This window comes from Streptomyces sp. CoH27 (assembly GCF_020181035.1).
GTDB classification, from domain to species: Bacteria; Actinomycetota; Actinomycetes; order Streptomycetales; family Streptomycetaceae; genus Streptomyces; species Streptomyces camelliae.
Genome location: NZ_JAIQYY010000001.1, coordinates 336,646 through 360,631, shown reverse-complemented (window position 1 = coordinate 360,631; position 23,986 = coordinate 336,646). Strand labels below are relative to the sequence as shown.

Here is a 23,986-nt window from a genome sequence, read left to right as displayed (position 1 = left end):
CCCCGGGCGCAATCCGGAACCCGCCCACCGGGTCCCGCACGGAGCGAGGCCGGGCGTCGGTCACGGTCCGTGGTGGTAGACCGTGCCCGGTCTCAGGTCGGTGCTCGTGGCGAACAGCTGGGGGACGGTGACCAGGTGGTAGCCGCGGGCCTGGAGCGCGCGGACGATGGAGGAGATCGCCGGCGGGGTGGTGGCGTACCGGTCGTGGAGGACGACGATCGCGCCCGGCCGCACCAGGCGCAGCACGCGGTGCTCGATGAGGGGCGGATCATGGTGCTTCCAGTCCAGGGCCGTGACGCTCCACATGATCACCGGCATGCCCTCCGCGCCGGCCGCCGCCCGCACGCGCGCGTTCCACGCCCCGAACGGGGGCCGGAACAGCGTCGGCCGCCGCCCGGTGACAGAGGCGATCTGCCGTGCCGCGGTGCCGATCTCGTATTTGACGCGGGCGAGCGGGAGCCGGGTGAGGCGCGGATGGGTGACGGTGTGGTCTCCGATCGCGTCGCCGTCCCGGTACTCCCTCAGCACGTCCGCGCGGTAGCGCAGCGCGTGCGGTCCGATGAGGAAGAACGTGGCGGGCACGTGCCGGTGCTGGAGCGTGTCGAGGATCGGGGCCGTGTACGGCGTCGGCCCGTCGTCGAAGGTCAGCGCGACGCACTTGACGGCCCGGCAGTCGACCGGAGGGGCCTGAGGAGCCCGCTCGCCTGCGGTGACCGGAACGGCGGCGGTCCCGGACAGCAGCGTCACGGCCGCCAGGGCGGCGATTGCGCGGGGGAGACCGGACATGCCCTGCTCCTTCCGCAGGGGGCCGGGGCGCCGGCCCCCGGAACATCGCCAGCGTAGTCCGGGGGCGTGAGAAGCAGGTGAGAACGGGGAGAGAACGGCGGGCCGGGGCGGCGGTCCTCAGCCGCGCTCCTCCTGTGCGCGGGCGGCCCGGCGGGAGCGGAGGATCTCGGCGAGCAGCGGGAGCAGGGACACGACGACGATCAGGCCCACCAGTGGCAGCAGATAGCGGTCGACGTTCGGGATCGAGGAACCCAGCGCGTATCCGCCGAGCGTGAGGCCGAGGCTCCACACCAGACCGCCGGCCACCTGCCAGATCGTGAACGTCCGCGCCGGCACGCCCAGCGCGCCCGCCATCGGGTTGAGCACCGTACGCACCACCGGCACGAAGCGGGCCAGGACGACGGCCTTCGCATGGCCGTACCGCTCCAGCAGCTCCTCGGCTCGCTGGGCTCCTTCGAGCAACCGCTTCGAACGGCTGCGGGCGAGCAGCGCCCCGCCCGCCTTGCGGCCGAGCAGGAATCCGAACTGGGCGCCGGCGAGCGCCCCCACGGCCGCCGAGACCAGCAGCGGCCCCAGCGAGAGATGCAGGCTCTGGTCGGCCGAACCCGTGCAGAGCAGGCCGGCGGTGAACAGCAGCGAGTCGCCGGGGAGGAAGAAGCCGACGAGCAGCCCCGTCTCGGCGAACATGACCACGCCGACGCCCAGGACGCCGAACGCGGCCAGCAGCGAACGCGCGTCGAGGACGTTGACGGCCAGCTGCGTGGCGAGGTGCACGGATGTGGTCATAGGCTCCGAGCCTCCAGGAGGGTGACTACAAGCATGTAGACGGTCTATGAACTGTAGACGAGCGGAAAGAGTGGCGCGTTCCCGGTGTCTAACGGCCGGCGCGGCCCGGGGCACCGGTACCGGCCGGGTGAACGTCCGGAACGGCACCGGTACCGGACCGTCCGTGGTCGCACAGCCGGCCGACCTCGTAGCCTCGCTCCTCGCAGGTGTCGAGGATGCGGGGGAGTGCGCCCAGGGCGGAGCGCCAGGCACCTGGGGCCGAGGTGCAGTCGGAGTCGTGCAGCAGGATCGTGCCGCCGCCCTCCAGGTCCGCGGTGACCGTCCGGTGCACCGACTCGGGCGTGGCCCGCGCCGTCCAGTCCTCGCCCCAGCACGTCCACAGCACCGGGGTGAGCCCGAGGCGCCGGGCCGCCACATGGGCGGCGGCGGACATGACCCCGTACGGCGGGCGGAAGAGCGTGGGCCGGGTTCCGGTGAGGTCGGCGACCGTGTCGCGGGCGCGGGCGAAGTCGTCGTACGTCGCGCGCGGGCCGCGCAGCAGCAGGGGCCGGTGGAGCCAGCCGTGGATGCCGATCTCGTGGCCGGCCGCCGCGATCTCGCGCACCACGCCGGGGGAGCGGCGGGCCTCGGCGCCGAGCAGGAAGAAGGTGGCGCGTACCCCGCGCCGGTCGAGGAGTCGCAGGAAGAACGGTGTGGACAGCGGGTCGGGTCCGTCGTCGAAGGTGAGGGCGACATGGTCCGCGCGGCCCTGCCCGGAGAGGCGGGGCATGGTGCGGTTGCGCAGCGGGCCGAAGGTGGAGACGACAGGGGCGCAGTGGACCGCGGCGAGGGCGGCGGCCGGCAGGGCGGCCAGCGCGGCCGTGCGCAGCGGGCGGGACGCGGTCACGAGTGGTGTCCCTCCTCGTCGAGGGCGGGTGCGAGACGCGCCAGATCGAGATCGTGGCCCAGCGTGTGCAGCAGCGCGGGACCGCCGTACGTCGTCGCGACCCCGGTGCCGACGGCGCATCCCCACACCGCGCAGGCCGCGGCGGTGGTGAGCGCGAGCCGCCGGGCGCGGGGGCGGCGCCGCGGGCCTGGTCCCGGCGGCGGGGGCGGCGGGCCCGGCCGGTGGAGGCGGGCTATCTCGGCCGCGGGGCCGTCGCCCGGGGAGTGTGCGAACAGGCCGAGCCCGGCCGCACGCTGGCGCAGCCCCAACGGGCCGTCGACCAGCGCGGACAGCGCGCTCTTGAGGTCGGCCGGGTCCCGGATCCAGACGGCCGTGCCCGCCTCGTCCAGGGCGGCGGCGTTGGCCGGCCCGTGGCCCGGTATGCAGCGGTAGCTCGCCACGGGCAGCCCCGTGGCGAAGGCCTCCAGCGAGGTGAGACCGCCCGCGTTCTGTACGAGGACGTCCGCCGCCTGCATCAGGCCGGGCATGTCGTCGACCCAGCCGTAGACGTACTCGATCCCGTCCGCCCGCAGCTGCCGGGCCAGGGCCTGGTTACGGCCGCAGACGACGACCGGGACGGCGGCCCCGCAGTCCCGCAGCTCCCGCGCGACCTGCCGGACCGGGCCGACTCCCCAGGACCCGGCGACCAGCAGTGCGAGCGAGGCGTGCGCCGGCAGCCCGAACCGCTCCCGCGCTCGGGCGCGGTCGTCCGGGCCGCCGGGACGGAAGCGGGGGTCGGTGACCGGCCCGCACACCCGGACGTCCCGGGCCCCGGCCGCCCTGGCCTGCGCGGCGGGCACCGCGTGGGCGGCGAGATGGACGTCCACACCGTCCGCCACCCACAGCGGATGCACCGAGAAGTCGGTCAGGTAGGTGACGACGGGGACGGCCAGGCGTCCGGCGCGGCGCAGTTCGCCCAGCACGCGGCTGGCTCCCGGATAGGTGGAGACGACCGCGCCGACGTCCGGCCGCAGCGCTCGCAGCACCCGGTCCTCGGCGGCGCGCAGCAGCGCCCGTGCCAGGGGGCCGCTGCCGCCGGCGCGTTCGGTGCCGGCGTAGATCCGCTGGTAGGCCCAGGGCGCCGCGACGAGCATGCGGTGGTAGCCGTCCCGGACGGCCCGGCCGAAACCGGCGGGCAGCAGATCCAGCAGGTCGTACCGGTCGACGGCGAAGCCGTCCGCGACGAGCCGGCGCTCCAGTTCGGCCGCGGCACCGTCGTGGCCGGCGCCGACGCTCGCCGAGACGATCGCGACCCGGCGCGCGGCCGGTGCCACGGCGTGGGGCGCCGGCGGGAGACCCGCGGGCGCGGACCTCGGGTGCGTACGTCCGGGAATGGCCATGGGCTTTCCTCTGCGCAGGTGGAAGGGTGCGCAACTACAAGTTGTAGTAGTTCGCGGTTCGAAGCCCGGAGCATACCTCCTACAACTAGTAGGAGACTGCCGGGTAGTCTTGCCCACGGCAAGGCGACGGAAGGGTGAACGGTGAACGGCTTCAGGGACGGAGGCACACCCGGCAGGCGGGCGCGCGGCGAACTGGAGAGCAACGTGCTCGCCGCCCTCTGGTCCGCCGACGGACCGCTGACGGCACGACAGGTCCTTCAGCGGCTGCCGGGCGACCTGGCCTACACCACGGTCCTGACGATCCTGTCCCGGCTGTACGACAAGAGCATGCTCGTCCGGCACCGCGAGGGCCGCGGCTACGCCTACGAACCGGCCCGCGACGAGGCCTCGCACACCGCGCACCGCATGAAGTCGCTGCTGGAGGGCGGTTCCGACCGTGAGGCGGTGCTGACCCGCTTCGTCTCCGAACTGTCCGAACAGGACGAGCAGTTGCTCCAGCACCTGCTGTCCGGACCCGAGGGGCCCGACGGCCGCCACGGCGCCGGCCACTGAGACGACGGGAAGTGAGCCGGTGCTGATCAGTGTCTATGTCCCGCTCGTCGTGACGGCCGTGCTGAGCGTCCTCGCGCCCCGCCCGGCCCGCCGGCTCGCCCCGCGCCCCGCCGCCTGGGCCCTCGCCTGCGCCGCGCTCGTGACGACCGTCGGCTGGACGGGCTCGCTGGCATTGCTGGCCTTCACCGGCGTCGCCCAGATCCCCGAAGTGGCCGCGGAGGGCCGCTGGTCGGTGTCCGTCCTGCGGGCCGAGGACCCCGTCCATCTCACCGTCGCGGTCGCCGGCGCCCTCGTCCTGCTCGTGGGATTCGCCTCCCTGGTGCTCGCCGCCGTACGGCAGCTGCGCCATCTGCTGTGGGCCCGGCGCGAGTGCGCGCGCGTGCCCGGCGACGGCGAACTGGCCGTGGTCGACGCCGACGCGCCCCAGGCGTTCGCCCTGCCCGGCGCGCCCGGCCGTATCGTCGTCTCCCGGGGCATGCTGCGCTGCCTCGACGACGCGGAACGCGAGGCCCTGCTCGCGCACGAGCGCGCCCATCTGCGCGGCCGGCACCATCTGTTCCAGACCCTGTGGCGGCTCACCGCCGCCGTCAATCCGCTGCTGCGGCCCCTGGCCGAGGCGGGCGGTTACGTCCTGGAGCGCTGGGCCGACGAGGAGGCGGCCGCGCACGTCGGCAGCCGCAAGGTCGTGGCCCGCGCCGTCGGCCGGGCCGCCCTCGCCGCCTCGGCGCACGCGTCGAGCCCCCCGGCGCTCGCCGTCACCGGGGGTGCCGTGCCCCAGCGGGTCCGCGCTCTGCTCGCCCCGCCCCCGCCCCGCCGGACCCTGCCCATCGCCGGCGGAGCCCTGCTGCTCACCCTGTGCTGTGCCGGCCTGGCCAACGCGGCCTCCGACAGCGACAAGATGGTCGACGACGCACAGCGGGCCCAGTGTGCCGCTGCGGCCGCGCAGTTCGGCGTGGACGCCCACTTCTGCTGCCGGCATCACCGGCCGGGCGAGCGGCACGCATAGCGCCCGGCCGGCGCGGCCGCCGCGCTCAGGGAGCGGTCCGGATCCGGCGGAGTGCGTCCCCGGCGACGCGGGTGGCCGCGAACTCCGTCCCGGCGACGAACCGCATCATCGGTCCGAACACCGGCGCGGCGAGCGACCCGGTGAAGTACAGCCCGGGAACGGAGGACTCGAAGGCGCCCGTCAGCTCCGGGGCCCTCGACCCCGGCACGCACACCAGCGCCCGCCGGACCTCCGGTGAGAGGAACGGCAGGGCGTCCAGGTCGAGCCGGTAGCCGGTGGCCGCGAGGACATGGTCGACGGTGAGCGCGGACGTACCGTCAGGCTCGGCGAGCCGCAGGCGCACCGCAGCCCGAGGTGTCACCTCGGCGTGCGTGACCCGGCACGAGGTGTGCACCGGTACGACGCCCTCGACCCGGTCCCGCAGCCACCAGCCGCCCGACGGGCCCAGGGCGCGCCGGAAGAGCAGCAGCCGCGCGGACGCGGGCAACCGGCGCACGGCGTACGGGGCCTTGCACACCGCGGCCAGGACCCAGCCGGTGCCCAGGGGCGACGCCGGCCGGGCGAGGCGCTGCGCCCAGGGGCGGGACAGGACCGGTGTCGTACCCCACCGCACCCGGCTCTCCCGGACCAGCACCCGCACCTCGGCGCCGGACTCGCGCAGCAGCGCGGCGCTCTCCAGCGCGGACTGGCCGCCGCCGATCACGGCGACGCGCCGTCCGGCGTAGCGCGAGAGGTCGGTGTGGTGGCTGGTGTGCGACACAAGAGCCCCGGGCCCCGGTCCGTCGGGTGCCAGCCGCCGCAACTGGCCCGGTATGTGTGCCAGTCCGTTCAGTCCGGTGGCCACGACGGCGGTCCCGGCGGTGAGTTCCCGCCCGTCCGCCAGCCGGACCATGAACCCCGGGCCGGCGCCGACCCGGTCGAGGGCCACCACTCGGGCGGGATCCACGTCACCGACGTACCGCTCCTGGAACCACTGCCCGTAGCGCACAAACACATCGCACGGGATCGGTGTCAGCTCGGTCAGCTCCGGCTCGCCCGACAGCCGGCGGAAGTCGGCGAGCCTGGCGCCCGGCTCCGGGGCGGACAGATCGGTGGCCGCCGGGGTCGACTTCAGGAACATCCCGGTGGCCATGGCGTGCCGCCAACTGCCCATCACCTCCCCGAAGACACGCACCGGCACCCCGGCCGCCCGCAGATGCGCGGCCACCGACAGCCCGTACGGCCCCGCCCCCACCACGACGACCGGAAGCCCCGCGCGCCCGGTGAACGCCCCTTCGGGGGCGGGGCGTTGACCCGGAAGCGACTGCGTCATGCATCCCCCTGCTGGTCCGCTCGCCGCCCTCCCCCGGGCGGCGCGCCACGTCGGGATGGTGCGACCGCCGTCGCACTCGTCCCCCCTCCGCCACCGAGTGTGACCTGTCGCCCGTCAGCGGTGTGTGAAAACGCCGCACGTTGCCCGAAACATGGTCGAACCGTGTGCGGTGTATTGCACGTCACCGGAGACGTCACGGCGGGGCGCGGCGCGACTCAGCGGGCGCGCAGCGCGGCGAGCGTGGCGGCGAGGTCGGCCGAGCGCGGCCGGTTGTGCGGCAGCCTGGCGAGAACCACAGCCATGCCGCAGGTGTCGGTCAGCGCCGAGAAGACCAGGCCGCCGGCGATGCCCGCCGAGAGGATCCCGAAGGCCGGATGCACGAGCAGACCGAGCAGCAGGCCCAACAGGACCAGTGTCCCGGCCGTGAAGCGGACCTGCCGCTCCATGGACCAGCCGGCCTTCGCCGTGTCGCAGGCCGTGGGCCGGTCCAGCGCGTGTCCGGCACCGGCCCAGGCGGAGGTGCCGCCGGTGAGCGTGGCCGTGGGGATGCCCTGCTCGGCGAGGAACCGGCAGGCGTTGCCGGACCGGGCGCCGGACGCGCACACCATGAGGACGTCACCGCGCCCGGCCGCCTGCCGTAGCTCGGGCAGCGCGCGCCGGAGCTGGTCCACGGGGATGTTGAGGGCCCCGGGCAGATGGCCGGAGGCGTACTCGCCGGGGGTGCGCACGTCGATGACGGTGAGTTCGGTCAGGCGGGTCCGGGCCTGCTCGGGGCCGAGCGCGACGGGGGAGAGCGGGTTGGGCATGGCTGAGGTGGTCCTTCGCTGTTCGTGGTCGTGCCGCTGGGGGACGTAGAGTTACCCCTAGGGGTATTCGGTGAGGAGTTGATCGTGGAACTGGAACTTGAGGGCGACTCCCTGAAGTCCGTGCTCAACCGGCTGCGGCGGGCGCAGGGGCAGATCTCCGGGGTGATCCGGATGATCGAGGAGGGGCGGGACTGCGAGGACGTCGTCACGCAGCTGGCCGCGGCCTCGCGGGCGCTCGACCGGGCCGGGTTCGCGATCATCGCCACCGGCCTGCAGCAGTGCATGACCGACATGGAGTCCGGCCGCCAGAACGGCGAGGACCCCGAGGCGATGCGCGCCCGGCTGGAGAAGCTGTTCCTGTCGCTGGCGTAAGGCGTCCGTGGTGCGGTTCGGGCCCTTGGCTTCGGCAGTCGTATGGCTGACAGGCCGTATGTCTGTCGTGTCGCCGATGTGAGGCATCCGGCTTCGGCGGTCGTGCCGCAGGCGTGATGCGTCCGGCCGCACGCCGGCCGTCACAGCACCGCGTCGGCCAGCATGAAGCCGGCCACCCCGAGCAGGACCACTGCGAAGGCCCGCTGGAGTGTCCGCGCGGGGAGCTTCGCCGCCAGCCGTCTGCCGTCCCAGGCGCCGAGCACGGCCGCACCGGCGAACGGCCCGATGACGGCCCAGTCCAGACCGCTCGCCGTGCCGGTGCGGGTCGCCAGCGCGGCCAAGGAGTTGACCGTGATGACGAGCAGGCTCGTGCCCACGGCCGCGCGCATCCGCATCCCGAGGACGCCCACCAGCGCCGGGACGGCGAGGAAGCCGCCGCCCACGCCGAGCACGCCGGTGACCGTGCCGAGCCCGGCACCGGCCGCCGCCGCCCGGCCCGGCCGGACCCGTGCCGACTCCCGCGCCGCCTCGTGTGCCGACGAGCGCGGCCGGAGCATGCGCAGCGCGGCGACCGCCGCGACCACGGCGAAGCCCAGCGTCAGCGCGGCCGCCGGCAGGCGCGCGGCGAGCGCTCCGCCCAGCATGGCCGGACCGATGCCCGCTGCCGCGAACAGCAGCCCCGTACGCCAGCGCACGTGACCGTCGCGGGCGTGCGCGGACAGGGCGGTCGCGGAGGTGACGGAGACGATGACCAGCGCGGCCGTGGTGGCCGCGACCGGGGTGAAGCCGAGCAGATAGATCAGGGCGGGGACGGCCAGCACACTGCCACCGCCTCCGAGCGCCCCGAGCGTCAGACCGATGACGGCCCCGGCGGCCAGGGCGAGCAGGACCGCGCTCACGCGACGATCCCGCTTGCGCCGGCCGGGCCCACCACCGGCAGCCCCGCGTCGGCCCATGCCCGCATGCCGCCGACCACGGCGACGGCCTCGACGCCCCTGGCCCGCAGCAGCTCGACGGCCTGCTGTGGGCGGCGCCCGGAACGGCAGATCACGAGCACCGGCCGCACCCCCGCCGCCGGAGGCAGCCCGGTACCGGCGGCCGACGCCTGCAGGGGCAGGTGGACGGCACCCGGCGCGGCGCGTGCCCGGCCGGCCACTCGTCGGCCTGCCGGACGTCCAGCAGTACGGCGGCCTCGCCTCCCCCGGTGATCCGACGGGTGCCGGTGACCGGGCCGTGGCCGGTGTGCGCGGCGGCCCCGGGTGCGGTCACCCGCCGAGGCCCGCCACGGCCGGCGCGGCCTCCTCCGACGTGACGCGTCATGCGGCTCGCTCCTGTCCGGCTTCCCGGGAGCGGACGACGAGCCCGGCCCGTACGGCGGAGTCGAAGGAGTCGTCGACGGCCACGACGTCGCGCCCCACGGCGTCCAGCAGGGATGCGGCGACGGCGGCGCGCATGCCGCCCGCGCAGTGCACCCACACCTGCCCCGCGGGCACCTCGCCGAGGCGATCGCGCAGGCTGTGGACGGGGATGTGCACCGAGCCCTCGATGAAACCGGCCGACCGCTCGGAAGCCCGGCGGACGTCCAGGACGACCACGCCGTCCCGGGGCCGTTCGGCGAGATCGGTGAATGTGGCCCGGGGGAAGGAGGCCAGGTCCGTGCCCTCAGGCACCCAGTGCGCCGGATTCCCGGTGGCCGCGGCGGCCGGACGCTCGATCCCGACCCGGACCAGCTCACGCTGGGCGGCGGCGAGCTGATCGGCCGACTCGGCCAGCAGCGTCACCGGCTTGCCCCAGGGGATCAGCCAGGCCAGGTAGGTGGCGAGCTGCCCGCCGGCTTCGAAGTTGAACGAACCCGCCACATGCCCGGCGGCGAAGGCGACACGATGGCGCAGGTCGACCACCCATTCCCCGGCGGCGAGCCGCGCGGCGATCTCGTCGGCGTCCGCGACGGCGGGCGGTGTCAGGTCGACCGGAGCGGGACCGGCGGCGTTGGCCGGACCCATGTGCGTGTAGTACGCGGGGATGTCGTCCAGGGCGGCCAGCAGGCCGGCGACGAAGGTGTCGAGGTCACGGACGAGGGCAGCGTTGTCCGCCTTCTCCTTGCCGATCGTCGTGGTCTCGCCGCCGCCCGCCTGGCCCGACGCGCAGAAGCTGCCGAAGCCGTGGGTGGGCAGCACCGCCGTCTCGTCCGGCAGCTCGGCGGCCAGCCGGTGTGCGGAGGCGTGCTGGGCCCGCGCGAGGTCCTCCGTCAGGCGCGGCTCGACCAGATCGGGACGGCCGACGGTGCCGATCAGCAGCGAACCGCCGGTGAACACCGCGACCGCCGATCCGTCCTGCTCCAGCGCGTACGAGGTGTGGTGCGGGGTGTGGCCGGGGGTCGCCAGCGCGCGCAGGACCAGTCCCGCGGCGGCGTCGACCTCGTGGCGGTCGCCGTCGTGCACCGGCACGCGTGCGTAGGAGACCCGGGCGCCGGCGGGGACGAGGTAGGCGGCGCCGGTGGTCCGGGCCAGCTCCAGGCCGCCCGTGACGTAGTCGTTGTGGACGTGTGTCTCCACCACGTGGGATATGCGCACGCCCCGCTGTGCCGCCGCCGCGATCACGCGGTCGATGTCACGCGGCGGATCGACCGCCACCGCCGTCCGCTCGCCGCCCGCCAGGTAGCTGCGGTTGCCGAGCCCCGGCACCTCGATCGTGTCGACGAAGTACACCACGTGCTCCTTCCTTTCCCGTGCATCAATTACCCCGGGGGGTATGCGTCCGACAGTAGCACGGTACCCCCGGGGGTATTTTTGGAGCCGTGGACGCCGCGCTGGACAGGGCGGGAAGCGGGAGTCGCCCGGTGTGTTCTGAAGCCACTCGGGTGATCGGCGGGCCGGTCCAGGGCTCGGGTGCGGCCCCTGGTGGGCTCGGCCGTGGAGACTGCCGCCATCCCAGTGGAGGTGGCGAACAGCATGCTCAGCGACAGCACAACGACGATCGTGACCGAGCGTCCGCTCGTGGCGGATGTCGTCGCCGGCGCGCCGCGCGTGGCGGAGATCGCGGCCCGGTGCGCCGCGGAGACGGAGGCAACCCGGCGGCTCGCGCCCGAGGTGGTCGAGGCCGTGCGCGAGGCCGGATTCGGCCGGCACTTCGTCCCCGCGGCCTTCGGCGGCGCGGAGGGCCGCTTCGCGGACATGACCGCCGCGGTCACCCTGGTCGGCCAGGGCTGCGCCTCGGCCGCCTGGGCCGCCTCGCTGTCCGCGTACGCGGCCCGGTACGGCGCCTTCCTGCCCCTGGAGGGACAGGCCGAGATCTGGGCCGACGGTCCGGACGCGTTGATGGCGGGCGCGCTGATGCCGGCCGGCAAGGCCGAGCCCGCCTCCGGTGGCTGGCGGCTCAGCGGCGAGTGGAAGTACATCAGCGGAGTGCGCTTCGCGGACTGGGTGTTCGCCTGCTCGGCCGTGCCCGACGGTCAGGTGGGTCCCGACGGACGGCCCGAGGTGCGGTTCTTCGCGGTGCCGCGGGCGGACATCGCCGTCAAGGACACCTGGTTCACGATGGGCATGCGCGGGACCGGCAGCGACACCATGGTTCTGGACGACGTCTTCGTGCCCGGGCACCGGACCCTGTCGCGGTTCGACATCAACGCGGGCCGGGCGCCCGCTTCCGAGGCCCGCTGCCACACCGTCCCCGTGGACGCCCTGAACGCCCTTCCGCTCGCCGTCCCGTTGCTGGGCGCCGCCCGGGGCGCGCTGCGCGTCGGCGCCGAGCAGACCATGCGCCGGGTCGACCGCCGGGGCGCCCCGGCGCGGGAGAAGCCGCCGGTGCAGATCGAACTGGCCCGCGCGGCCGGCGAGGTGGACGCCGCCGAACTCCTCATGCAGCGCGCCGCCCGGGTCGCCGACGGCGACGAACCGGCCCGGGAGGGCGAGGCGGCGGTCCGCGGGCCGCGGGACCTCGCGCTGGCCGTGGAACTGCTGGTGTCGGCCGTCGACCGCATCTTCAAGTCCGGCGGCACCACGGCCCACTTCGAGTCCGACCCCGTCCAGCGCTACTGGCGGGACATCAACACCGCCGCGTCCCATGTGATCTTCGACTTCGAGACCACCGGGGCCGCGTTCGGCGCCTGGGTGCTCGGCGTGGAGGGTGCGGAGCGCGGGCGCTGACGTGCGGGCGGAGCCGTGACGGCGGAGGACGCCTGCCACCGCACCGCCCACCGGGTCGGCCCTGCGCCGCCACCGGGCTCGTCCCGGACGTCGGTATGCGGATGCGGTCGGTGCACTGCCCGGACAGCGCGGGGCACGGCGAGGCAAGAGGCCGGCGGGAGACCGGAGACACCGTGCTCGTCGCGGCGCCGGCCGAGCAGGTCAGGAGCCGGTGTGTCCCGCAACCGATCCCGTGACTTCTCCCGGTTCGGGACCACCCGGGGCGTTCGGCGACGGCGTGTTCGCCATCGCAGTCGCCCTGCCGGCCCTCGGCCTCGTCGACCCCGCGTACCGGCCCGGCGGGCTGGGCCGGTGCGCTGCTCGCCTGCGATCGACGCGCCTCGGGGCGGCTGGCGAGTTGGTGAGGACACCTGCGTACGGCACGGACGGCTGCGCTCCTGGGACGGCGCCCTCGCCCACACCACCCCCGGGATCCTGGGCGCGTGGCCCAGCGTATTGCTGCTCCAGTAGCTTTCGCGTGGCGCGGTAGCTTCTCAACTCCCCTGACATCACTGTCTGTCGCCCAGTGGAGCGACCGGAGAGAGAGCCGCCCATGCCCCGACAAGCGCCGTATCTCGCGATGGCCGATGTGCTGCGCGCCCGCGTTCTCTCGGGGGAGTGGGACATCGGCGAACGCCTGCCGTCCCGGGCCCGGCTCGCCGAGGAGTACGGGGTCGGGCGCAATGTCGTCCAGCGGGCCATGGACCGTCTGATCGGCGACGGCTTCCTCGAAGGGCGTGCCGGTTCGGGCACCTACGTCCGCACGCCCCGCGAACGCCTCCGGCTGGTCCGCGCACGGCACCAGGAGCGCCGGGGCGGTCCTCCGTTCCTCGCCGGCACGCGGGAGCGGGGCAGGGCGGATGCCTGGGAGGCGCACAGCCAGGTGCGGGTCCGCGCGCCGGAGGCGATCGCCGAGCGGCTCGCCATCGGCCCCGGGGAGCCCTGTGTCACCACGCACTACGAGTTCCTGGCCGACGGGCAGCCCGTGCAGCTGTCCGAGTCCTGGGAACCGATGGCGATCACGGACGGCACGCCGATCGTGCTGCCCGAGCGGGGCCCGCTGGCAGGGAAGGGGGTGATGGAGCGCATGCGCTCCATCGGTGTGGTCGTCGACACGGTCGTCGAACTGCCCCGCCCGGCCCGTGCCACCCAGGCGCAGGCCAACCTGCTGGGGATCGGCGTCGGAGACCTCGTGCTGCAGATCGAGCGGACCATCCACGACACCGACGGCCGCCCGGTGGAAACCGCCGACATCGTCATTCCGGACGCCCGCCGGGCAGTGGTCTACGAATTCGGTGTCGAACGGTGATGTCGAAGGAGACTTCCTCCCGGCTCGGTCTCCTGCGCAATCCGGATTTCGGTCTCCTTTTCGCCGCCACCGCGCTCGGCCAGCTGGGCGATCGGATTGTTTTCCTGGCCCTGCCCCTGGTTGCGATCACGGTCCTGAACGCCGGTGAATTCCAGGTCGGCCTGCTGACCGCGGCGACCACCGCGGGCTCGCTCCTGATCGGACTCCCGGCCGGTGCGTGGGTGGACCGGATGCGGAAACGGCCTGTGATGATCAGCGCCGATCTGGTGCGCGCGCTGCTCCTGCTGTCGATTCCGCCGGCCTGGTGGGCGCATCTGCTGACGATCGGGTGGCTCTGCACGGCTGCGCTGTTGCACGGAGTGCTGACCGTCTTCTTCGACGTCGCCTACGCCAGCTATGTCCCCCACCTGGTGGGACGGCACCACCTGATCGAGGGAAACGCCAGACTCTCCGCCGTGCGCTCGGTGACGAGCATCGGCGGCCCGGCGGTGGCGGGCCCGCTGGTGGGCTGGGCCGGCGCTCCCGCGGCGCTGCTGGCGAGTTCGGTCGGAATGGCCGCGTCGGGGTTTCTCGCCCTCCGTATCCGCAGCCGTGAGGAGAAACCGTCGGCGGGCGGGAAACGTCACCTGTCACGGGAAGTGAAAGAAGGGCTGAATTTCGTTCTTCAGCATCCCGTGCTGCGCGCGATCACAGCGGGGGACGCGATGTTCAATCTCTTCCTCGTCCTGTATCAGACCATGCTGCTGGTCTACCTGGACAGGGACATCGGGCTCGGCTCCCTCGGTATCGGTCTCGTCCTTTCGGGAATGGGCTGCGGTGCGCTGCTCGGTGCTCTGCTGGCGACCGGAGTCGCGCGGCGGCTCGGACAGCGCCGGGTCATCTGGCTCGCGCCCCTGGTGACGTGTCCGCCGACCGCCCTGATGCCCTGGGCGCGGCCGGGCTGGAACGTGTGCGTGGCGGCGGTCGGGCTCGCGGCTCTCTCCCTGGGCGGAGTCGTCCGGGTGGTGTCCCAGTCGAGCCTTCAGCAGTCCCTCACCCCGGACCGGCTCCTGGGCCGGATGAGCGCGACGGCGCGATTCGTGTCCTGGGGCGGCGTTCCGCTGGGGGGAGTGCTGGGCGGAGTGTCGGGCTCGGTGTGGGGAGCCGCGGTGACGCTGTGGATCGGTGCCGCCGGCATGACACTGAGCTCTCTCGTCCTTCGCCGGGCGAGCCGGGTGCTCCTGCGTACGGACCTCGCCCCGGTCGGCTGACGCGCTGGTGGGGGAACCGATCTTCGCCTGATAACGTCTACGCACTTGTAGACGTTCAACTTCTGGACGCCTGCCGGTCATCTGTACGTCCACTCAGTGTCGCGGTGCGTTCCCCGGAACGCGCCGCGCGTGCACCACGGCCCGGAGATCCGCTCGATGACGACTTCTTCCCCGACTGCTCAGGCACTCGACGGCGCGGCCATAGACGGCGGTCTGTACACCGACGTCACCGACTTCGCCCGCCATACGCACTGGCTGAACGGGGCCGCGGCCGCGTACAGCGCGTACGGCACCGGTATCTTCGCACTCGTTCTGCTGGTCGCCTGGTGGCGGGCCCGGGGGCAGGGGAGCTCGATGATGGCGGCCGTGCTGGCCACGCCGTTCGCCGTCGTCCTCGCCTATGTGGTCAACAGCGGGATCAAGATGGTCTTCCAGGAGCCCCGGCCCTGCCGGGCGCTGCCCCACGACTTCCTCATCGAGGCGTGCCCGGCCCCCGACGACTACGCCTTCCCCAGCAACCACACCACCGTCGCCTTCGCCTTCGCGGTGTCGCTCCTCCTGGTGAGCCGGTGGCTGGGCTCCGTCGCCCTGCTCGCGGCCGTCGTGATGGGGGCGTCGCGCGTCTACGTCGGCGCGCACTACCCGCACGACGTCGCGGTGGGCGCCCTGGTCGGCAGTGTCGTCGCCCTCGCCACGGTCCTCGCGGCCCGCCGCTTCGCCCCGCCCTTGGTGGACCGGCTGCGGGACGGCGCGCTGCGCCCGCTGCTCACGTCGTAGCGTCCGCTGCGCCGCCCCGTCCGGCCGGTCAGTGGATGGCCCCCTCGGTGACCTTCAGGTCCTGGCCCGCGGGGGTGGCGGCCGCCGTACGCAGCAGGGCGCGCAGACCGCGGGCGACCGTGGTGGACTCCAGCGCCGGGGCGGTGGCGTCGGTGACCTGCTCCGGGGCCCAGGGGACGTGCACGAAACCGCCCCGGACGTACGGGAGTTCGGTGGCGATGAGGTGGCCCAGGCCGTACGCGACGTGGTTGCACACGAACGTACCGGCCGTGAGCGAGACGGCGGCCTGGACTCCGGCCGCGCGCACCGCGGCGACGCAGGCCTTCACGGGGAGGGACGAGAAGTACGCGGCGGGGCCGCCCGGGACCACGGGTTCGTCGATCGGCTGACGGCCCTTGTTGTCGGGGATCCGCGCGTCGTCGAGATTGACGGCGACGCGTTCGACCGTCACGCCGGGGCGGCCGCCGGCCTGGCCCAGGCACAGGACCAGGTCGGGGGCCGACACGCGGACGGCGTCGCGCAGCGCGTCGACGGACTCGCCGAAGACACACGGCAGTTCGGCGGCGGTGACGGTCAGTCCGGTGGGCGGCTCGGCGGCCACGAGGGAGGCAGCCTGCCAGGACGGGTTCACGCTCTCGCCGCCGAAGGGGGCGAAGCCGGTGATGAGCACGCGGGTCATGGCGCTTCCTTCCTGCGGGCAGAGGGGCGGCCGGTACCGGTCAGAACGCGAACAGCGCCATGATCGCGGTGGAGCAGGCCAGCAGCGGCAGCGCCGTCGGGATCTGGGCCTTGATGGGGCCGTACTGGTCCTTCAGTTCGAGCAGCGTGGCCGGGACGATGTTGTAGTTGGCGGCCATCGGCGTGCACAGCGTCCCCGAGAAACCGGCCAGCATGCCGAGCGCGAGGACAGCGGCTTCATTGCCGTGCATCTGCTGGACGAGGACGGGCCAGCCGATCGCCGCGGTCATCACCGGGAAGGCGGCGAACGCGTTGCCCATGATCACGGTGAACAGGAACATTCCGACGCAGTACGCCATCACGGCAAGGTACTTGGAGTGGTCGGGCAGGACGTCGTGCACGATCCTGCCGACCTGGGTACCGACCCCGGCCAGCGCGAAGATCGAGCCGAGCACGGCGAGGAGCTGGGGCAGCAGCAGGGCGGAGCCCATCGCCTCCAGCATGGAGCGGCCGGAGTGCAGCGGCACGGACAGCTTGCGCTCGCCCGTGACCAGCATGCCGACGACGAGGGCGACGAGACAGCCGATGCCGAGCCCGAGGAGCGTGGCCTTGCCCTTCTCGAACAGGCCGGACGTGTCGAGCAGGGAGGCGCACACGAGGGCGACGAGCGGGATGGTCAGTGCGGGGACGAAGATCCTGCTGCCGAGCCGGGTCGCGGCGGCCTCGCGTTCCTCCGCGGTGCTGGTGACGGGTTCGCCCTTGCCGAGGAAGTTGAATCCGGCGAGCACGATCAGGGCGAGCACGGCGACGCCGAGCGGTTCGGCCGGCAGGGTCCAGCCACCGTTGTGCGCGGTGGCGTCGGCGACCCCGGTGCCATAGGGGAAGGCGAGCCCGAGCAGGCCCCAGAAGGCGGCGGAGGTCCAGCGCCTGGGGTTGGTGCGGTCGGCCGCCATCTGTACGGCCATGACGACGAGGACGAGGCCCACCGTCCAGTAGAGCCATTCGACCTTGATCACTTGTCGGTTCCCTTCGGCAGCGGCAGATCGTGCTCGGCGTGGGCGAGGGCCGTCTCTCGCTGCAACTGCCGGTCCAGGAGCAGCAGTCGGGCACCGTGGATGACGAAGGCACAGGCGGCGAGCGGGATCGCCCACAGGGCCAGCTGGGTCGGTTCGAGATCCTGGTGGTACGTCGAGTTCACGAAGCCGGTGATCAGCAGGATCGAGCCGATGGCGATGAAGCAGTCCTCGCCGAAGAAGAGGCCCACGGTGTCGGCCGAGGCGGCGTAGGAGCGCACCTTCTCGCGCAGGCGGTCGGGCAGCGCGGTGCCTGTCGAGCGTTCGGCGGCGGCCTCGGCCATGGGGGCGACGAGCGGCCGTACGGTCTGCGCGGGACCGGCGATGCCGGTGAGGCCGAGGGCCGCGGTGATCTGACGGATCAGCAGGTAGACGGTGAGGAACCGGCCGGCGCTCAGGGCGCCGAGCCGGCCGATGAGCCGGCGGGCCTGTTCGCGCAGGCCGTAGCGTTCCAGCAGGCCGATCACCGGCAGCGCGACGGCGAAGACGGTGACCGAGCGGCTGTCGGCGAAGGACCGGCCGAAGGCCGCGAGGACCTCCAGCGGGTTCATCCCGCCGATCAGTCCGGTGAAGACACCGGCGACACCGATCACGAGGACGGGATTGCGGCGCGTGACGAAGCCGAGGATCACCACGACCACGCCGAGGAGAACGATCATGCGGTGGCCTTCTTCCCGCAGACGGGGCTGGGCGCCCGGGCGGCGCGGATCCGGGGCCTTTCGGATCCGCGGGGATGCAGGGACCGTAGGGGATCGTTCAACGATCGAACAAGAGGGCGGTTCAGAAAAATCGAGGTCTTGTCGGATCGTTCAACAATCGACTACGTTCTCCGCGTGGTGATCGACCTCAACGCGGACCTCGGTGAAGGCTTCGGCCGCTGGACCCTCACCGACGACGACGCTCTGCTCTCCGTCGTGACCAGCGCCAACGTCGCCTGCAGCTTTCACGCGGGCGACCCTGTCGTGATGCGCCGCGTCTGTGACCTCGCCGCCGAACGCGGCGTACGGATCGGCGCCCAGGTGTCCTACCGCGACCTGGCCGGCTTCGGCCGCCGCGCCATGGACGTACCGCCCGACGAACTGGCGGCCGAGACGGCCTACCAGATCGGCGCCCTGCGGGTCTTCGCGCAGGCCGCCGGGGCCGAGGTGGCCTACGTCAAGCCGCACGGCGCGCTCTACAACCGCACCGTGCACGACGCCGAGCAGGCCGCGGCCGTGGTGGCGGGCGTACGACTGGCGGGCGGGGCGCTGTCGGTGCTCGGCCTGCCGGGCTCCCGCCTGCTCGCCGCGGCCGAGGAGGCCGGCCTGACCGGCGTACCCGAGGCGTTCGCGGACCGCGCGTACACCTCCGAGGGCACGCTCGTGCCACGGCGCGAGACGAACGCCGTGGTGACCGACGAGGAGATGGTGGTCCGGCGTGCGCTGGCATTCGCGGTGGACGGCGCGGTCGAGGCCGTGGACGGTACGACCGTCGGGGTGACCGCCCGCTCCCTGTGCGTGCACGGCGACACCCCGGGCGCCGCCCGGATCGCGGCGCGGGTACGCGCGGCCCTGGAGGCGGCCGGGGTCGAGGTCGGGGCGTTCGCATGACACGGAGCCGGTCCGTGCGGGTGCGCCTCGCCGGGCGGCGCGCACTGCTCGTCGAACTGCCGGACGCCGAGCAGGCCGCGGCCTTCCACACCGAGCTGTTGCGGCGGCGCGCGGCGGGAACCCTGCCGCCGCTCGGGGAGATCGTCCCGGGGGCACGGACGGTGCTGCTGGACGGTGTCACACACCCCGAACAGCTGGCGCGCCGGATCGCCGACTGGGACGTGCCGTCCCGTGCCGCCGACGACAGCGGAGCCGTGGAGATCCCCGTGCGCTACGACGGACCGGACCTGCCCCACGTGGCCGCGCTGTGGGGCGTCGCCGTCGAGGAGGTCGCCGTGCGGCACTCCGCGTACACCTACCGCGTCGCCTTCTGCGGCTTCGCCCCCGGCTTCGGCTACCTCACCGGTCTGCCCACCGAGTTGCACCTGCCGCGCCGCGACACACCACGCACCCGGGTGCCGGCCGGTGCCGTAGCGCTCGCCGGTCCGTACAGCGCCGTGTACCCGCGTGCCACGCCAGGCGGCTGGCAGCTGATCGGCACGATGCCGGACCCGGCCCCGCTGTGGGACCTCAGCCGCGACGAACCGGCGCTGCTCACCCCGGGCACGCGCGTGCGGTTCGTCGCCGAGAGCGCCGAGAGCGGTGCGCCATGACCGCCGGACTCACCGTCGTACGCCCCGGAGCCCTCACCACCGTCCAGGACGCCGGCCGGCGCGGCCACGCCCACCTGGGCGTCCCCCGCTCCGGCGCCCTCGACGCCCCGGCGATGACCCTGGCCAACCGGCTGCTCGGCAACGCCCCGGACGCCGCCGTCCTGGAGACGACCCTGACCGGCTGTGCCCTGCGTCCCGACCGCACCGTGACCGTCGTGGTCGGCGGCGCGCCCTGCCCGGTGACGGTGGACGAACGGCCGGCCGCCTGGGGCCTGCCCGTACGGGTGCCCGCGGGCGCCGTCCTGGACGTGGGCGCCGTCACCGCGGGCGTGCGCTCCTACGTGGCCGTCGCCGGCGGTGTCGCCGTCGAGCCCGTCCTCGGCAGCCGCTCGGCGGACCTGCTCTCGGGACTCGGCCCCGACCCGCTGCGCGCCGGAGACGTCCTCCCGCTCGGCACGCCCGCCCCGCAGCCGGCGCCCGCCGACCTCGCCCCCTGGCCCGCGCCGCCCGCCCGGCTGACCCTGCCGCTGCGGCTCGGACCCCGCGCCGACTGGTTCACCCTCGGGGCACTGCGCACCCTCACCTCGGCGACGTACCACGTGTCGCAGCACAGCAACCGCATCGGCCTGCGGACCGAGGGCCCGCCGCTGGCACGCGCGTCGACGGGCGAACTGCCCAGCGAGGGCATGGTGCTCGGCGCCGTACAGGTGCCGCCCGACGGCCGCCCGGTGGTGTTCCTGCACGACCACCCGACCACCGGGGGGTACCCGGTGATCGGCGTGGTCACGGAGCCGGCCCTGGCGGCGGCGGCCCAGGCCGCGGCGGGGACCCCGGTCCGCTTCACCCTGGGCTGACACACCGCCCGCGCGGCAGGCCCCTGGGTCCGCAGCCGCGGCTCACCGGCCCTCCGGTCACCTGCCGAGGGCGCACAATGGGTGCATGACCGGTCGCTGGCAGTTCTGGATCGACCGCGGCGGCACCTTCACCGACGTGGTGGCGGTGACGCCGGATTCCGCGGTGATCACCCGCAAGCTGCTGTCGGAGCGGCCCGAGGCGTACCGGGACGCCGCGGTCGCGGGGATCCGGCTGGTGCTGGGGCTGGAGGCGGACGAGCCGATCCCGGCCGACCGGATCGAGGTGGTGAAGATGGGCACCACCGTCGCCACCAACGCGCTGCTGACGCACACCGGCGAGCCGACCGTCCTGGTCGTCACCCGGGGCTTCAGGGACGCCCTGCGCATCGCCTACCAGAACCGCCCGCACATCTTCGACCGCCGCATCCTGATCCCGGAGCCGCTGTACGACCGGGTGATCGAGGTACCGGAACGGGTGGGCGCGCACGGCGAACTCATCCGCCCGCTCGACCTGGACGCCGCACGCGAGGCGCTGGGGGAGGCGTACGCGGACGGGTTCCGCAGCGCCGCGGTCGTCTTCCTGCACGGCTACCGTCACCCGGACCACGAGACCGCCGTCGCCGAGGCGGCCCGTGCGATCGGCTATGCGCAGGTCAGCTGCTCGCACGAGGTGAGCCCGCTGATCAAGCTGGTGCCGCGGGGCGACACGACGGTGGTGGACGCCTATCTCTCCCCCATCCTGCGCCGCTATGTGGACCAGGTGGCCGCTGAACTGGACGGTGTGCGGCTGATGTTCATGCAGTCCGGGGGCGGCCTGCGCGAGGCGGGTCACTTCAGAGGGAAGGACGCCGTGCTGTCCGGCCCGGCGGGCGGCGTCGTGGGCATGGCGCGGGCCGCCACCGGCGCGGCCCGTACCAGGGCGATCGGATTCGACATGGGCGGCACGTCGACCGACGTCTCGCACTACGCGGGCGAGATCGAACGGGTCCTGGGCACTCAGGTGGCCGGGGTGCGGATGCGGTCACCGATGACCGACATCCACACCGTCGCCGCGGGCGGCGGCTCGGTCCTGCACTTCGACGGCATGCGCTACCGGGTCGGGCCGGACTCGGCCGGCGCCGACCCCGGCCCGGTCAGCTACCGGCGCGGCGGACCGCTGACCGTCACCGACGCCAACGTCATGCTGGGCCGCGTCCAACCCGGCTTCTTCCCCCGCGTGTTCGGCAAGAACGGTGATCAGCCGCTGGACGAGGCCACGGTCCGTGACCGCTTCACCGAACTCGCCGAGCGGACCGCCGCCGCGACCGGGCAGCGCCGCAGCCCGGAGGAGGTCGCGGCGGGCTTCCTCGACATCGCCGTGCTCAACATCGCGAACGCGGTGAAGAAGATCTCCGTCCAGCGCGGCCGCGACATCACCCGCTACGCGCTGGTCGCCTTCGGCGGCGCAGGCGGCCAGCACGCCTGCGCGGTCGCCGACCGGCTCGGCATCGACACCGTCCTGATCCCGCCGCTCGCCGGGGTCCTGTCCGCGTACGGCATCGGGAGGGCGGACGCGGTCGCGCTGCGCGAACGCTCCGTCGAGGCCCCCCTCGACCGGCCGGAGACGGCCGCCCGCCTCGAAGCCGTCCACGCGGAGCTGGCGCAGCGGGCGCGCACCCAGCTGCGCGAGGACGGCGTGCCGGAGGACGGCATCCGTACGAGTGCCCGCGCGCTGCTGCGCTACGAGGGCACCGACTTCTCGCTGCCCGTGCCGCTGGGCCCGGCCGAGGGCATGCGGGCCGACTTCGCACGCGAGCACCGCGACCGCTACGGCTTCACCATGGACAAGCCGCTGGTCGTCGAGGCCATCTCGGTCGAAGCCATCGGTTCCTCCGGCCCGCGCACCGAGACCACGCCGGTGCTGCCGGCGCGGACCGGCCCGCTGCAACGAGCCGCCACGGCACGGATGTTCACGGAGGGCCGCCGGCTGCCCACTCCGCTCTACCGGCGCGAGGACATCCGCCCGGGGGACACGGCGGAGGGCCCGGCGATCATTGCCGAGGCGGATGCGACCACGGTCGTCGACCCCGGCTGGCGCGCCGCGGCCGACGAGCACGGCGACCTCGTCCTCACCCGCTCCCGGCCCCGCCCGGCCCGTACGGCGGTCGGCACCACCGTCGACCCGGTGCTGCTGGAAGTCTTCAACAACCTCTTCATGTCCGTCGCCGAGCAGATGGGTGTGCGGCTGGAGAGCACCGCCCACTCGGTGAACATCAAGGAACGCCTCGACTTCTCCTGCGCCCTGTTCGACCCGGACGGCAACCTCATCGCCAACGCGCCCCACATCCCCGTCCATCTGGGCTCGATGGGCGAGTCCATCAAGGAGGTCCTGCGCCGCAACGAGGACTCGCTCCGCCCCGGCGACGTCTACGCCATCAACGACCCCTACCACGGCGGCACCCACCTGCCCGACATCACCGTCGTCACCCCGGTCTTCGACGAGGCGGGCGAGCGGCTGCTCTTCCTCGTCGCCTCGCGCGGCCACCACGCCGAGATCGGCGGCATCAGCCCCGGATCCATGCCCGCGTTCAGCACGACCATCGACGAGGAGGGCGTGCTCTTCGACAACTGGCTGCTGATGCGCGACGGACACTTCCGCGAGGCCGAGACCCGGGAGCTGCTGACCACCGCCCGCCACCCCTCACGTGACCCGGACACCAACCTCGCCGACCTGCGCGCCCAGATCGCCGCCAACGAGAAGGGCATCCACGAACTGGGCCGCGTCATCGACCAGTTCGGCCTCGACGTCGTCCACGCCTACATGCGCCACGTCCAGGACAACGCCGAGGAGTGCGTGCGCCGCATCATCGCCACCCTCCACGACGGCGAACACCGCTACGAGACCGACAACGGCGCCGTCATCCAGGTCGCCCTGCGCGTCGACCGCGAACGGCGTGGCGCCGTACTGGACTTCACCGGCACCTCACCCCAGCAGCCCGGCAACCTGAACGCGCCCTCCTCCGTCGTCATGGCGGCTGTGCTGTACGTCTTCCGCACCCTCGTCGCCGACGACATCCCGCTCAACAGCGGCTGCCTGAAACCCCTCGACGTGCGCATCCCCGCCGGCTCCATGCTGTCGCCCGCCTTCCCGGCCGCCACCGTCGCCGGAAACGTGGAGACCTCCCAGGCCGTCACCGGTGCCCTGTACGCCGTCCTGGGCGCGCAGGCCGAGGGTTCCGGCACGATGAACAACGTCTCCTTCGGCAACGACCGCGTCCAGTACTACGAGACCGTCGCCTCCGGTGCCGGCGCGGGCGAGGGCTTCGACGGGGCGGACGCCGTACAGACCCACATGACCAACTCGCGCCTGACCGACCCCGAGATCCTGGAGTGGCGCTATCCGGTGCGGGTGGAGGAGTTCCGCATCCGCGAGGGCAGCGGCGGCGCGGGCCGCTGGCACGGCGGATGCGGAGTGGAGCGCCGGATCCGCTTCACCGAGCCGATGTCGGTCGCGGTCGTCTCCGGCCACCGCCGCGTCCCGCCCTACGGCATGGCGGGCGGCGAGGCCGGCGCCCTCGGCGAGAACCTGATCGAACACGCCGACGGCCGCAGCCGGCGGCTGCGCGGCTGCGACACCGCGGACGTCGCCGAGGGCGACGTGCTGGTGATCCGCACACCCGGCGGAGGCGGGTACGGCTCCGTGGACGGCGCCCAGGACACTCGCTGACGTGCCGGGCGGTGTCTGCCTCGTGGTG

General features: G+C 73.7%; 23 protein-coding genes. 11 read left to right on the top strand and 12 right to left on the bottom strand.

Annotation, left to right across the window (positions count from 1 at the left end; translation table 11 throughout):
* Positions 1-60: 60 nt before the first annotated feature.
* The 4 genes from LE548_RS01705 to LE548_RS01690 all read right to left on the bottom strand — a co-directional run bounded on the left by LE548_RS01705 (position 61) and on the right by LE548_RS01690 (position 3,837).
* Positions 61-786: a polysaccharide deacetylase family protein gene (locus tag LE548_RS01705; protein WP_225094763.1), complete on the bottom strand. Its 726-nt coding sequence runs from the start codon at positions 784-786 to the stop codon at positions 61-63.
* Between the two features lie 117 nt (positions 787-903).
* Positions 904-1,572 carry a DedA family protein gene (locus LE548_RS01700; RefSeq protein ID WP_225094762.1) on the bottom strand — a complete coding sequence of 223 codons (669 nt, stop codon included), beginning with the start codon at positions 1,570-1,572 and terminating at the stop codon, positions 904-906.
* 88 nt (positions 1,573-1,660) lie between these two features.
* Positions 1,661-2,458, bottom strand: a complete 798-nt coding sequence (locus LE548_RS01695) for a polysaccharide deacetylase family protein (RefSeq protein WP_225094761.1) — start codon at positions 2,456-2,458, stop codon at positions 1,661-1,663.
* Positions 2,455-3,837 (bottom strand): glycosyltransferase, encoded by a 1,383-nt coding sequence (locus tag LE548_RS01690; RefSeq protein ID WP_225094760.1) that lies wholly within the window; start codon positions 3,835-3,837, stop codon positions 2,455-2,457. Before LE548_RS01690 ends, LE548_RS01695 begins: the two co-directional genes overlap by 4 nt.
* Positions 3,838-3,978: 141 nt before the next feature.
* Between LE548_RS01690 and LE548_RS01685 the strand changes: the two genes are divergently transcribed.
* Positions 3,979-4,389: a BlaI/MecI/CopY family transcriptional regulator gene (locus LE548_RS01685; RefSeq protein ID WP_225094759.1), complete on the top strand. Its 411-nt coding sequence runs from the start codon at positions 3,979-3,981 to the stop codon at positions 4,387-4,389.
* Between the two features lie 19 nt (positions 4,390-4,408).
* Positions 4,409-5,395, top strand: coding sequence for a M56 family metallopeptidase (locus tag LE548_RS01680; RefSeq protein ID WP_225094758.1), 987 nt, complete (start codon positions 4,409-4,411; stop codon positions 5,393-5,395).
* 25 nt (positions 5,396-5,420) lie between these two features.
* Here the strand turns inward: LE548_RS01680 and LE548_RS01675 are convergent, their stop codons facing one another.
* Positions 5,421-6,707, bottom strand: a complete 1,287-nt coding sequence (locus LE548_RS01675) for an FAD-dependent oxidoreductase (protein WP_225094757.1) — start codon at positions 6,705-6,707, stop codon at positions 5,421-5,423.
* A gap of 215 nt (positions 6,708-6,922) precedes the next feature.
* Positions 6,923-7,513 carry a rhodanese-like domain-containing protein gene (locus tag LE548_RS01670; protein WP_225094756.1) on the bottom strand — a complete coding sequence of 197 codons (591 nt, stop codon included), beginning with the start codon at positions 7,511-7,513 and terminating at the stop codon, positions 6,923-6,925.
* A gap of 84 nt (positions 7,514-7,597) precedes the next feature.
* Between LE548_RS01670 and LE548_RS01665 the strand changes: the two genes are divergently transcribed.
* Complete coding sequence (locus LE548_RS01665; RefSeq protein ID WP_225094755.1) at positions 7,598-7,885, top strand: metal-sensitive transcriptional regulator; 288 nt, start codon at positions 7,598-7,600, stop codon at positions 7,883-7,885.
* A gap of 140 nt (positions 7,886-8,025) precedes the next feature.
* Here the strand turns inward: LE548_RS01665 and LE548_RS01660 are convergent, their stop codons facing one another.
* The 3 genes from LE548_RS01660 to LE548_RS01650 all read right to left on the bottom strand — a co-directional run bounded on the left by LE548_RS01660 (position 8,026) and on the right by LE548_RS01650 (position 10,593).
* Entirely contained in the window at positions 8,026-8,784 is a 759-nt protein-coding gene (locus LE548_RS01660) for a sulfite exporter TauE/SafE family protein (protein WP_225094754.1), read from the bottom strand.
* The gene (locus tag LE548_RS46380) at positions 8,781-9,041 is read right to left on the bottom strand and encodes a rhodanese-like domain-containing protein (RefSeq protein WP_374116000.1); all 261 of its coding nucleotides are present in this window, start codon (positions 9,039-9,041) and stop codon (positions 8,781-8,783) included. Before LE548_RS46380 ends, LE548_RS01660 begins: the two co-directional genes overlap by 4 nt.
* Before the next feature lie 160 nt (positions 9,042-9,201).
* A complete protein-coding gene (locus LE548_RS01650; RefSeq protein WP_225094961.1) occupies positions 9,202-10,593 on the bottom strand; it encodes an MBL fold metallo-hydrolase in 1,392 nt (463 codons plus the stop codon).
* A 243-nt stretch (positions 10,594-10,836) separates the two neighbouring features.
* On the opposite strand from LE548_RS01650, the gene LE548_RS01645 reads away from it, so the two are divergent.
* The 4 genes from LE548_RS01645 (at position 10,837) to LE548_RS01630 (ending at position 15,405) form a co-directional block, all read left to right on the top strand.
* Positions 10,837-12,030 carry an acyl-CoA dehydrogenase family protein gene (locus tag LE548_RS01645; protein WP_225094753.1) on the top strand — a complete coding sequence of 398 codons (1,194 nt, stop codon included), beginning with the start codon at positions 10,837-10,839 and terminating at the stop codon, positions 12,028-12,030.
* A gap of 592 nt (positions 12,031-12,622) precedes the next feature.
* A complete protein-coding gene (locus tag LE548_RS01640) occupies positions 12,623-13,378 on the top strand; it encodes a GntR family transcriptional regulator (RefSeq protein ID WP_225094752.1) in 756 nt (251 codons plus the stop codon).
* Positions 13,378-14,628 carry an MFS transporter gene (locus LE548_RS01635; protein ID WP_225094751.1) on the top strand — a complete coding sequence of 417 codons (1,251 nt, stop codon included), beginning with the start codon at positions 13,378-13,380 and terminating at the stop codon, positions 14,626-14,628. The genes LE548_RS01640 and LE548_RS01635 overlap by 1 nt, the downstream gene beginning before the upstream one ends.
* A 156-nt stretch (positions 14,629-14,784) precedes the next feature.
* Complete coding sequence (locus tag LE548_RS01630; RefSeq protein ID WP_225094750.1) at positions 14,785-15,405, top strand: phosphatase PAP2 family protein; 621 nt, start codon at positions 14,785-14,787, stop codon at positions 15,403-15,405.
* Positions 15,406-15,433: 28 nt separating this feature from the next.
* On the opposite strand, the gene pcp is transcribed toward LE548_RS01630, so the two are convergent.
* The 3 genes from pcp to LE548_RS01615 are packed head-to-tail and all read right to left on the bottom strand — an operon-like array spanning position 15,434 to position 17,815.
* On the bottom strand, positions 15,434-16,084 hold the full coding sequence (pcp, locus tag LE548_RS01625) for a pyroglutamyl-peptidase I (RefSeq protein ID WP_225094749.1): 651 nt from the start codon (positions 16,082-16,084) through the stop codon (positions 15,434-15,436).
* A gap of 40 nt (positions 16,085-16,124) precedes the next feature.
* On the bottom strand, positions 16,125-17,099 hold the full coding sequence (locus tag LE548_RS01620; protein WP_225094748.1) for a DUF979 domain-containing protein: 975 nt from the start codon (positions 17,097-17,099) through the stop codon (positions 16,125-16,127).
* On the bottom strand, positions 17,096-17,815 hold the full coding sequence (locus tag LE548_RS01615) for a DUF969 domain-containing protein (RefSeq protein ID WP_225094747.1): 720 nt from the start codon (positions 17,813-17,815) through the stop codon (positions 17,096-17,098). Before LE548_RS01615 ends, LE548_RS01620 begins: the two co-directional genes overlap by 4 nt.
* Positions 17,816-17,992: 177 nt before the next feature.
* Here LE548_RS01615 and LE548_RS01610 point away from each other — a divergent pair, with 177 nt between their 5' ends.
* The 4 genes from LE548_RS01610 (at position 17,993) to LE548_RS01595 (ending at position 23,958) form a co-directional block, all read left to right on the top strand.
* Positions 17,993-18,745 (top strand): LamB/YcsF family protein, encoded by a 753-nt coding sequence (locus tag LE548_RS01610; protein WP_225094960.1) that lies wholly within the window; start codon positions 17,993-17,995, stop codon positions 18,743-18,745.
* Entirely contained in the window at positions 18,742-19,398 is a 657-nt protein-coding gene (locus LE548_RS01605; protein WP_225094746.1) for an allophanate hydrolase subunit 1, read from the top strand. The genes LE548_RS01610 and LE548_RS01605 overlap by 4 nt, the downstream gene beginning before the upstream one ends.
* The gene (locus LE548_RS01600; protein WP_225094745.1) at positions 19,395-20,252 is read left to right on the top strand and encodes a biotin-dependent carboxyltransferase family protein; all 858 of its coding nucleotides are present in this window, start codon (positions 19,395-19,397) and stop codon (positions 20,250-20,252) included. Before LE548_RS01605 ends, LE548_RS01600 begins: the two co-directional genes overlap by 4 nt.
* A gap of 85 nt (positions 20,253-20,337) precedes the next feature.
* Positions 20,338-23,958 (top strand): hydantoinase B/oxoprolinase family protein, encoded by a 3,621-nt coding sequence (locus tag LE548_RS01595; protein ID WP_225094744.1) that lies wholly within the window; start codon positions 20,338-20,340, stop codon positions 23,956-23,958.
* Positions 23,959-23,986: the final 28 nt, after the last annotated feature.

What these genes read in the sequence shown, in the direction of transcription:
- LE548_RS01705 (WP_225094763.1), bottom strand. Translation starts at nt 786, where the DNA reads ATGTCCGGTCTCCCCCGCGCAATCGCCGCCCTGGCGGCCGTGACGCTG.
- LE548_RS01700 (WP_225094762.1), bottom strand. Translation starts at nt 1,572, where the DNA reads ATGACCACATCCGTGCACCTCGCCACGCAGCTGGCCGTCAACGTCCTC.
- LE548_RS01690 (WP_225094760.1), bottom strand. Translation starts at nt 3,837, where the DNA reads ATGGCCATTCCCGGACGTACGCACCCGAGGTCCGCGCCCGCGGGTCTC.
- LE548_RS01675 (WP_225094757.1), bottom strand. Translation starts at nt 6,707, where the DNA reads ATGACGCAGTCGCTTCCGGGTCAACGCCCCGCCCCCGAAGGGGCGTTC.
- LE548_RS01670 (WP_225094756.1), bottom strand. Translation starts at nt 7,513, where the DNA reads ATGCCCAACCCGCTCTCCCCCGTCGCGCTCGGCCCCGAGCAGGCCCGG.
- LE548_RS01645 (WP_225094753.1), top strand. Translation starts at nt 10,837, where the DNA reads ATGCTCAGCGACAGCACAACGACGATCGTGACCGAGCGTCCGCTCGTG.
- LE548_RS01640 (WP_225094752.1), top strand. Translation starts at nt 12,623, where the DNA reads ATGCCCCGACAAGCGCCGTATCTCGCGATGGCCGATGTGCTGCGCGCC.
- LE548_RS01635 (WP_225094751.1), top strand. Translation starts at nt 13,378, where the DNA reads ATGTCGAAGGAGACTTCCTCCCGGCTCGGTCTCCTGCGCAATCCGGAT.
- LE548_RS01630 (WP_225094750.1), top strand. Translation starts at nt 14,785, where the DNA reads ATGACGACTTCTTCCCCGACTGCTCAGGCACTCGACGGCGCGGCCATA.
- pcp (WP_225094749.1), bottom strand. Translation starts at nt 16,084, where the DNA reads ATGACCCGCGTGCTCATCACCGGCTTCGCCCCCTTCGGCGGCGAGAGC.
- LE548_RS01615 (WP_225094747.1), bottom strand. Translation starts at nt 17,815, where the DNA reads ATGATCGTTCTCCTCGGCGTGGTCGTGGTGATCCTCGGCTTCGTCACG.
- LE548_RS01605 (WP_225094746.1), top strand. Translation starts at nt 18,742, where the DNA reads ATGACACGGAGCCGGTCCGTGCGGGTGCGCCTCGCCGGGCGGCGCGCA.
- LE548_RS01600 (WP_225094745.1), top strand. Translation starts at nt 19,395, where the DNA reads ATGACCGCCGGACTCACCGTCGTACGCCCCGGAGCCCTCACCACCGTC.
- LE548_RS01595 (WP_225094744.1), top strand. Translation starts at nt 20,338, where the DNA reads ATGACCGGTCGCTGGCAGTTCTGGATCGACCGCGGCGGCACCTTCACC.